Consider the following 8,539-nt stretch of genomic DNA (forward strand, 5'->3'; position numbering starts at 1 on the left):
GTGTGACCAGCACCGCGGCCGCGCCGATCTCCATCGCCTCGGCCGCGTCCGAGGGCACCCCGAGCCCGGCGTCCACCACCACCGGCACCCCGGCGCTCGCCACGATTGCCTCGATCGCGTCCCGGGTGCGCAGCCCGCGGTTCGAGCCGATCCAGCTGCCCAGCGGCATCACGGTGGCGCAGCCGACCTCCTCCAGCCGGCGGGCCAGCAGCGGATCGGCCGAACAATAGGGCAGAACCGTGAAGCCGTCGGCCACCATGAGCTCGGCGGCGCGCAGGGTCTCCACCGGATCCGGCGCCAGGGTGCGCGGATCCGGGGTGACCTCCAGCTTGACCAGACCGGTGCCCGTCGCCGCCCGCCCGAGGCGGGCCAGCCGCAGCGCCTCGGCCGCGTCCACCGCTCCCGAGGTGTTGGGCAGCAGGGTCATCGACCGCGGGATGAAGTCGAGAATGTCGCCGTCACCGATCCGGCCGATGTCGACCCGGCGCAGCGCCACGGTGACGATAGTGGCACCGGAGGCGACGAGGCTGTCCCGCATCACCTGGTGACTCGCGAACTTCCCGGTGCCGATCAGCAGCCGGCTGCCGTAGGACCGCCCGGCGATGACGAGATCGTCCGCCCCCGCGGCACCGTGCCCGGCCTCACCACCGCCCCCACCCCCGCCGTCGCCGTCGCCACCGGAGGAGGCACCTTCACCGGCGAGGCGGCCGAGACAGGAACCATCGGGAGGAGAATCACCGGGACGGGAGCCGGCAGGACGTAGTGGGTGCTGCGGCACGATCTTTCATCCTCCCCACGCGCGCATGACCGCGATCGGGTATACGGGTCGCCGACGGGATACTGGCCGGCCTCTCAGCCCACGTCCGCGGGCTCCCCGGAGCAATCGACAGTGTAACCGCTGCTCCCTGGCCGCGGCTTCGGGTGTCCCGCCGCGACGCCGATCTGCGACGCCGATCTGCGACACTGATCCACGCCCGTCGACGATCATCTCGACCTCGGGAGCCGATTCAATGTGGGCATCCGGGTTTCATCCGGTAGACACCATGCTGCGCGACGAGGTACTTCTCGCTCGAACGGCGTATCCGGGTTAACCTCGCGGGGCTCCGGTAGCGGCATCCTTCGGCAACGATCGTAAACTCTCCCTCGTGGATGCCACCGTGGCCGACCCCGTCATAGGTCGGCTTCTCGACGGCCGCTACACGGCGCAGGAACGGCTCGCCGTCGGCGGGATGGCGACGGTGTACGTCGCGCACGACAACCGGCTGGACCGGCTCGTTGCTCTCAAGGTCATGCATCCCACTCTCAATCACGACCCGGAGTTCGTCACCCGTTTCCATCGCGAGGCCAAGGCCGTGGCGCGGCTCAACACCCCGCGCGTCGTCTCCGTCCTCGACCAGGGCTCCGACCACATCCCCGCCGGTCTGGTCAACTACCTGGTGATGGAGCTGGTGCGCGGCCGGTCGCTGCGCCAGCACCTGGGTGCCCGGGGCCGGCTCCCGGTCGCCGAGGCCATCGAGATCATCGAGCCCGTGATCGAAGCCCTCGGCGCCGCGCATGCCGCCGGCATCATCCACCGCGACATCAAGCCCGAGAACATCCTGCTCGGTGACGACGGCCAAGTGAAGGTCGCGGACTTCGGCCTCGCCCGTCCGGTGAGCCAGCCCACCCAGGCACTCACCGGCGGGGTGGTGATGGGCACTGTCGGGTACCTCGCCCCTGAGCAGGTCACCCACGGCGTCGCCGACACTCGCAGCGACGTCTACGCCGCCGGTGTGGTGCTCTTCGAATCCCTGACCGGGCAGCTCCCGCACAGCGGCGCCACCCCGATGTCGGTGGCCTACCAGTCCGTCCACGGCGACGTCCCTGCGCCGTCCACCATGATCGAGGGCATTCCCGCCGAGCTGGACGGTCTTGTTCTCCGGGCCACCGCCCGCGACCCGGCGCGCCGGCCGGCCGATGGTGCGGCGCTGCTGGCGGAGCTGCGGCGCATCGAGCCGTTCCTGCCCCCGCAGGACGCCTACCCGAGCGGGTTCACCGGCGAGATCGAACGGATCGGGTTGGCCGAGCGGCCTCCAGGGGCTCGGGATCCCGGGTACACCCAGGATCCCGGGTACACCCAGCCATTCCAGGCCGAGGACTACGACGACTCCCAGGGCGCCGGGGCGGGGGCCGCCGCGGAGCGCGCGTTCGCCGGTGCCGGGCCGGGCCAGCCAGGCACCGGCGCGCTCTATCGATCCGCCTCCCCGACCTCCCCGACCGCTACGGCCTATCTCGGGGGTGGTGGCGGGCGCGGGCGGCGACGGGCCGCCGCATCGCCACGCTCCCGGGGGCTCATCCCGGTCGTCGTCGGTGGCGTGGCCGTCCTGGTCCTGCTGCTCGGGATCCTCGCGTTCCGTTCCCTGTCCGGCGGAGGGACCGAGGTCCCGCTGCTGACAAACCTGAGCAGATCCGACGCCGAGAAGATGCTGCGCGACGCCGGCTTCCAGTTCACCTACCTCGACCCGGTCACCAGCGCCACGGTGCCGGTCGGCCACGTCTCCCAGCAGAATCCCCAGGACGGGTCGAAGGTCGACAAGGGCGCGCTCATCACCCTGCGGCTGAGCTCCGGGCCCGCGACGGTGCGCGTGCCGGACCTGGCGAACCTCACCGAGGCCCAAGCCAAGGCCCGGCTGGCCGAAGTGAACCTGACCCTCGGCGGCCTGAGCCCACAGTCCAGTGACACGGTGCCGGCGGGCCATGTGATCGGTACGAACCCCGGGGCCGGCACCGCACTCAAGCCGAAGGACAAGGTCGTCGTGATCACTTCGACGGGCCCCGCGGCGAAGCCGGTGCCGGCCGACATCATCGGCAAGTCGTTCGAGGAGGCCAGGGCCGAGCTCGTCGGCCTGAACATCGGCCTCATGGTGCAGCGTATCGGTGCCGTGAACGACGCCGTGCAGCCCGGTCAGGTCTTCGGGGTCTCTCCCGACGTGGGGCAGCCGATCTCACCCGGCGGCACCGTCACCCTCACCGTGGCCGAGGCCGGCAGGTTCGACGACGACGACGGTTCCGGGGGCGACGGCAGCGGGATCCAGGTCCCCGTGCCGAACGTGGTCGGGAAGAGCTACCGAGAAGCCGAGAACATCCTGCGGCGCCGGGGGTTGCAGATCGACCGTATCGGCTGGATCGGCGGGCCGGGCGACCGGGTGACGTCGCAGTCCGCCCAGGCCGGGGCCAAAATCGAAAAAGGAAGTACCGTGCACGTCAACACAACGTGGGACCCCCTCGGCTGAGCCGCCATCCCCCACCAGGTTGATCACATTGTGCGACGAATCGTGCGGCGGGCGAGAGATCCGCGACCGGTTCCCCGGGGGGACGACGGCGTGAAGGCAGCGCGTGGTCGTGGCCGGTGGCCCGCCGGCTCGCGGCGGCCGACGTCTCAGTGGTGGCGGGGGTCGTGGTGGCGGGGCATGGCCGGCGGTGGGCGGGGGGCTGAGCGGGTCGCCGACCTGCTGGACGGACAGCGCCCCCCGCACGACGAGACCGACGTGCGGCTGATCGACACGGTGGCGGCCCTCCGGGACCTGCCGTCGCCGCGGCTGCATCCGGCACGGCGCGCCGCCCTGCGCGGACAGCTGTTCGCCGCCGTCATCGGCTCCCCGGCGTGCGATCCCGTCCGTTCCCCCGCCGCCGGTTTCCCCGGCACCTCCGTGAGGAGCCACGAGACCGAGGCCCGTCCCACGAGAACCCGTCCCACACGCGCGTCTCCCGAGAGCGTCGATCATGAACTGCCGGGAAACGACCCGGTCGACGCGCGGTGGGTACGCCGGACCGGTGCCTCCGGTGTCTCCGCCTCCGGTGTCTCCGGCCGGGGCAGGATGGCCCGGGCCGCTCGACCGCTGCTGGCCGGAGCACTCACCGCCGCCGTCACCACGGCGGCCCTCGCGGTCAGCTCGGGAGACGCGCTGCCCGGCGACACCCTGTACGGCGTCAAACGACAGGTCGAAGACCTCCAGGTGTCGCTAGTCCGCGATCCGGTCGAGCGGGCGAAGACCCGGCTGGGCATGGCCGGCACGCGGATGAGCGAACTGCGCACGATCACGGTGAATGACAGCGGGGTAATCGCCCCGGAAACCGGTGCCGGCGCCCCGGAGACGAGCCTCCGGGTGCCGGTGGTGAACCCCACGGCCATCGCCGCACCACCGGCCATCGCGATGTCACCTGCTGCGGTGTCACCCGCTGCGGGGACGTGGTCTCCCGGTCCCCGCACGCCCGCCGTCCCCGGCAGTGCCGGCAGATCCGATGGCCCCAACGCGCCGGGCGGCCCGCCCGGCCCCGGCAACGGGGACCGCCCCGACCCCGAGCTGGTCAACTCGCTGCTGCGGGACTGGCTCGCCGAGGCACACGCCGGCACGCAGGTGCTGCTGGCCCAGGTCGCCGCCGGGGACGCGGACGCCTGGACCACGGTGAACGCCTTCACCACCGAGCAGTCCCGCGGGCTGAAGAACCTGCTGAGATCGCTTCCCGTGGGCTCGGTCGGACCGGCGCATGCGGCTCTGGATCTCATCGACGACGTCAGGCGCAGGCTTGGCCCGCGGGCACCAGCGCCGGTCCAAGCCCCCTCACCTGTCCGCCCGATCTCTCCGATCGTGCCGGCCGGTGACGCGCTCACCACCCCGCCCTACGTGGCGCCGCTGCTCTCCGTACCTCGGCCCACGGCGACCGGGGCCACCGCCGCGCCCGCCCTCAGCACTCCCACCCTCAGCACTCCCACCCCCAGCGGCGCCGACACCGGCTCGCCAGGGCCCCCGAGCCCGGCGCCGGGTGGTGCCACGAGCGGAACGACCACCCCGACCACCGCCCCGACCCTGGCCCTGGCTCCCGCCACAACCCCGGCACCGTCATCGGCGTCGGTCCCCGCCTCACCAGAGCTGATCATCACCGAATCAGCCAACCCGCCCGGCAGGCGGGGCACCGACGCGGCTCCCGCCACGACCCCGGCAGACGACACGACCCCCTCCGATGCCACGCCGACCACGGTAGGCGCGCCCTCGCCGCAGAGCCCCCCGGACGGGGTGCCGACGCCGGGATCCCGTTAGCCCACGAGGGCCACGGCGCCGCGTTCTCCCCGGGTGTTCTGCAGCATCTCGGCGACGAGGAAGGCCAGTTCCAGCGCCTGCCCGGTGTTCAGACGTGGGTCGCAGGCGGTCTCGTAACGGCCGCCGAGGTCGTCTTCCCCGATGAGTTCGGCCCCACCGAGGCACTCGGTGACGTTCTCCCCGGTCAGCTCGATGTGCAGGCCACCGGGGTGGGTGCCCAACGCCTTGTGGACCTCGAAGAAGCCGAAGACCTCGTCGAGGACATCATCGAAGTGGCGCGTCTTGACGCCGCTCACGTCACGGGTGTTGCCGTGCATCGGATCGCACGACCACACCACGGGCGGCCCGGCAGCGTTGACCTTCTCGATGATCGAGGGCAACGTGTCCCGGACCCGCTTCGCCCCCATCCGGGAGATCAGGGTGAGCCGGCCGGGGACATGGTCGGGGTTGAGCCGCTCGGCAAGCTCGAGGACCTCGTCCGGGCCAGCCTTCGGCCCGATCTTGCAGCCGATCGGATTGCCCACCCGGGACAGCAGGTTGACATGGGCACCGTCGAGGTCCCGGGTCCGCTCGCCGATCCAGATCATGTGGGCGGACAGGTCGTACGGATCGCCGGTGGCGTCCTCGATCCGGGTCAGAGCACGCTCATACTCCAGCAGAAGGCCCTCGTGACTCGTGAACAGCTCGACCCCGCTCAGCGCGGCGGTCCGATCGAGGTCGATGCCACAGGCGGCCATGAAGGCGAGGGCACGCTCGATGTCCGTCGCCATCACCTCGTAGCGGCGACCCGCCGCGGAATCCCGCACGAACGCCTTGTTCCACTCGTGGACCTTCGACAGGTCGGCGAAACCGCCGGTGGCGAAGGCCCGCACGAGGTTCAGCGCGACTGCGCTCTGATGGTAGGCGGCGACCATCCGCATCGGATCGGGCCGCCGCGCGGCGGCCGTGGGCGCGATGTCGTTGACGGCGTCGCCCCGGTAGGAGGGCAGCCCGGTGCTGGCCTCGATGTCCGCGGACCGCGGCTTGGCGTACTGCCCGGCGATGCGGGCGACCTTCACCACCGGCGTGCTCGCGCCATAGGTGAGGACGACCGCCATCTGCAGCAGCGTCTTGACCTTGTCCCGAATCTTGTCGGCGGTGTTCGCCACGAAGGTCTCGGCGCAGTCACCGCCCTGCAACAGGAACGCCTCGCCCCGAGCAACCAGCGCGAGACGGTCGGTCAGGGACCGAACCTCGGGCGCGGTGACCAGCGGGGGGAGGGCCGCAAGCTGGTCGTAGGCGGCTCTCAACTCTGCCGGGTCAGGCCAGGACGGCTGCTGCTTGGCCGGAAGGGTCCGCCAAAGATCCAGTACGCTCACGACACCAGGGTACGGGCCCAGTCGAGTTCGGGCGGTCACCATCGCCCGACATTTTTCCGGGGAATCGGCATCTTCCTTCGGACAGGCATCCGCCCGGGAATCGGCACCCAGCCCTGGCTCCCGGACCGGGTCCGGCCCGACGGCCCGCCCCTTCCCTGGTCAGCCGGGTCAGCCGAAGAAGATCTCGGCCTCGTGGTAGAGCTCCTCGGGCACCGTCTTGAGCGCACGGGTCGCATCCTGCAGCGGAACCCGGTCGATGCGGGTGCCGTGCAGGGCGACCATCACCCCGAAGTCGCCTTCGTGCACGGCGTCGACGGCGTGCAGTCCGAAACGCGTCGCGAGCCACCGGTCGAAGGCCGTGGGCGTGCCACCGCGCTGCAGATGCCCGAGCACCGTGGCACGCGCGTCACGACCAGTGCGGGCGCGGATCTCGGTCTCCAGGACCGCCCCGATGCCCTGCAGGCGGACATGCCCGAAGGCATCGACCTCGCCCTCCCTGGCGACCATGGTGCCCGTGATCGGGACGGCGCCCTCGGCCGCGACGATGATCGGCGCGTAGTGGGTGGCAAATCGAGCCTCGACGAAGGCGCACACCTTGTCGAAATCGAACGGCCGCTCCGGGATGAGAATGACGTTGGCTCCCCCCGCCATGCCGCTGTGCAGGGCGATCCACCCGGCATGGCGGCCCATAACCTCAACGATCAACACCCGGTGATGGCTTTCCGCGGTGGTGTGCAGCCGGTCAATCGCCTCCGTGGCGATATTGACCGCGGTGTCGAAACCGAAGGTGTAGTCCGTCGCGGAGAGGTCGTTGTCGATAGTCTTGGGCACTCCGACCACGGGCAGTCCCTCGACGTGCAGCTGGGCGGCCACCCCCAGGGTGTCCTCCCCGCCGATCGCGATGAGCGCGTCCACCGCGGCGGCGGCGAGGTGCTCGCGCACCAGCGCGGGCCCGTCCACGGCGGCATAGGGATTCGTGCGGCTGGAGCCGAGGATCGTGCCGCCGCGCGGGAGGATCCCCCGCACGGCCGCGATGTCCAGAGGGACCGTCTCGCCGACCAGCGGCCCCCGCCAGCCGTCCCGGTACCCGACGAAGCTGTGGCCGTAGACGCTCTCTCCCTTGCGCACGATGGCCCGGATCACCGCGTTGAGTCCCGGGCAGTCGCCGCCACCGGTCAGTACGCCGATCCTCATCCCGAGTTCTCCCGTTGACCGTACACCGCTTTCTCCGGCGGCAGCGTAGCGGGAGGGCCGTACTTCAGGACAACATTGTGGTTACGTGGCGTGGCGACGATAGGCCGCCGCGGCCGCGTCATCGACTCATCGGGATGGGTGACTCATCGGGATGGGTCCGAGACGGCGGCGGCCTGGGCGCGCAGCGGGGCGAGAACCCGCCACCGGGCGAGGTTGTGCAAGGCGTCAGCGAGCGCATCGTGGGCGTTGGGCGGCGGTGCGGGAAGAACCGGCCGGCCCACTTCCTCCCACAGCTGACGCAGGTCCCGGGTGAAGCGGGGCAGCTGGGCGGGCAGGGCGGGCATCGTACCGAAGAGCTGGCAGAGCACCACGTGGTCATAGGCCCCGTACCAGGCCCACAGCTCGGGGGTACCGCCCGCGGTCAACAGCGCGGCGACCTCGTCACGGATTCGGGCTCGCGGCTTCCACGCCTCGCCCGACGGCGACGGCAGCTGGTCGATGACGTTGCGACGGACCCAGGGCACGGCCCACGACGGATCGAACTCGGTCGACACGGCATAGTACCGCTGTGTGCCGTCCTCGCTGACGATTCCGATGCTGACCAGATCGAGCCAGTGATGACCGGTGTCGGTGCGTTCGATGAACTCGGTGTCGTAAAAGAAGCGGGTTCCCACCGGCTCAGTCTCCTCCGACCGAGGTGTCCGCCATGGTCGGCGGCTCGGCCGCGGACCATGGCGGGCCAGGGCCCGAGCGCCGGCGCCACGGGCGCAGCAAGGCCCCGAGCAGCAGCGCCGCCAGGGCGGCACCGATCAACGGCAGCAGCCACAGCAGCGGCCCGGAGTACTCCTCCGTGGCGTCATCCCCGGACGCCGCCGCCCGCGGACCGCCCGGCCCCGGCGACCGCCCTCC

The 8,539-nt window shown here is 71.3% G+C and carries 6 protein-coding genes, 1 pseudogene and 1 riboswitch; of the genes and pseudogenes, 2 read left to right on the top strand and 5 right to left on the bottom strand.

Annotated features, from left to right (window positions below; all coding sequences use genetic code 11):
• Positions 1–778: thiazole synthase (locus tag AC08OT_RS16650; RefSeq protein WP_476603011.1), on the bottom strand; the 778-nt coding region annotated here is incomplete at its 3' end.
• Positions 774–887, bottom strand: a riboswitch (TPP riboswitch). It overlaps the preceding gene by 5 nt.
• 258 nt (positions 888–1,145) lie before the next feature.
• Between AC08OT_RS16650 and pknB the strand changes: the two genes are divergently transcribed.
• Both pknB and AC08OT_RS16660 read left to right on the top strand, forming a co-directional pair.
• Positions 1,146–3,272: a Stk1 family PASTA domain-containing Ser/Thr kinase gene (gene pknB / locus AC08OT_RS16655; RefSeq protein ID WP_476594767.1), complete on the top strand. Its 2,127-nt coding sequence runs from the start codon at positions 1,146–1,148 to the stop codon at positions 3,270–3,272.
• A 90-nt stretch (positions 3,273–3,362) separates the two neighbouring features.
• Positions 3,363–5,078 (top strand): DUF5667 domain-containing protein, encoded by a 1,716-nt coding sequence (locus AC08OT_RS16660; RefSeq protein WP_476603012.1) that lies wholly within the window; start codon positions 3,363–3,365, stop codon positions 5,076–5,078.
• Here AC08OT_RS16660 and AC08OT_RS16665 read toward each other — a convergent pair.
• From AC08OT_RS16665 to AC08OT_RS16680, 4 genes and pseudogenes are all read right to left on the bottom strand, one after another.
• Positions 5,075–6,478 carry a class II 3-deoxy-7-phosphoheptulonate synthase gene (locus AC08OT_RS16665; protein WP_462188641.1) on the bottom strand — a complete coding sequence of 468 codons (1,404 nt, stop codon included), beginning with the start codon at positions 6,476–6,478 and terminating at the stop codon, positions 5,075–5,077. The two genes, AC08OT_RS16660 and AC08OT_RS16665, sit on opposite strands and share 4 nt — an antisense overlap.
• A 126-nt stretch (positions 6,479–6,604) precedes the next feature.
• Positions 6,605–7,630 (bottom strand): 6-phosphofructokinase, encoded by a 1,026-nt coding sequence (locus tag AC08OT_RS16670; RefSeq protein ID WP_476594728.1) that lies wholly within the window; start codon positions 7,628–7,630, stop codon positions 6,605–6,607.
• Between the two features lie 143 nt (positions 7,631–7,773).
• A complete protein-coding gene (locus AC08OT_RS16675) occupies positions 7,774–8,304 on the bottom strand; it encodes a polyadenylate-specific 3'-exoribonuclease AS (RefSeq protein WP_476594897.1) in 531 nt (176 codons plus the stop codon).
• A gap of 4 nt (positions 8,305–8,308) precedes the next feature.
• Positions 8,309–8,539, bottom strand: a pseudogene (locus AC08OT_RS16680) (hypothetical protein); the annotation flags it as partial.

The sequence above is a fragment of the Frankia sp. CgJB1 genome, assembly GCF_977947065.1.

Bases quoted from the DNA above. Each gene is read 5' to 3' on its own strand.
- AC08OT_RS16665 (WP_462188641.1), bottom strand. From the start codon at position 6,478: ATGGTGACCGCCCGAACTCGACTGGGCCCGTACCCTGGTGTCGTGAGC.
- AC08OT_RS16670 (WP_476594728.1), bottom strand. From the start codon at position 7,630: ATGAGGATCGGCGTACTGACCGGTGGCGGCGACTGCCCGGGACTCAAC.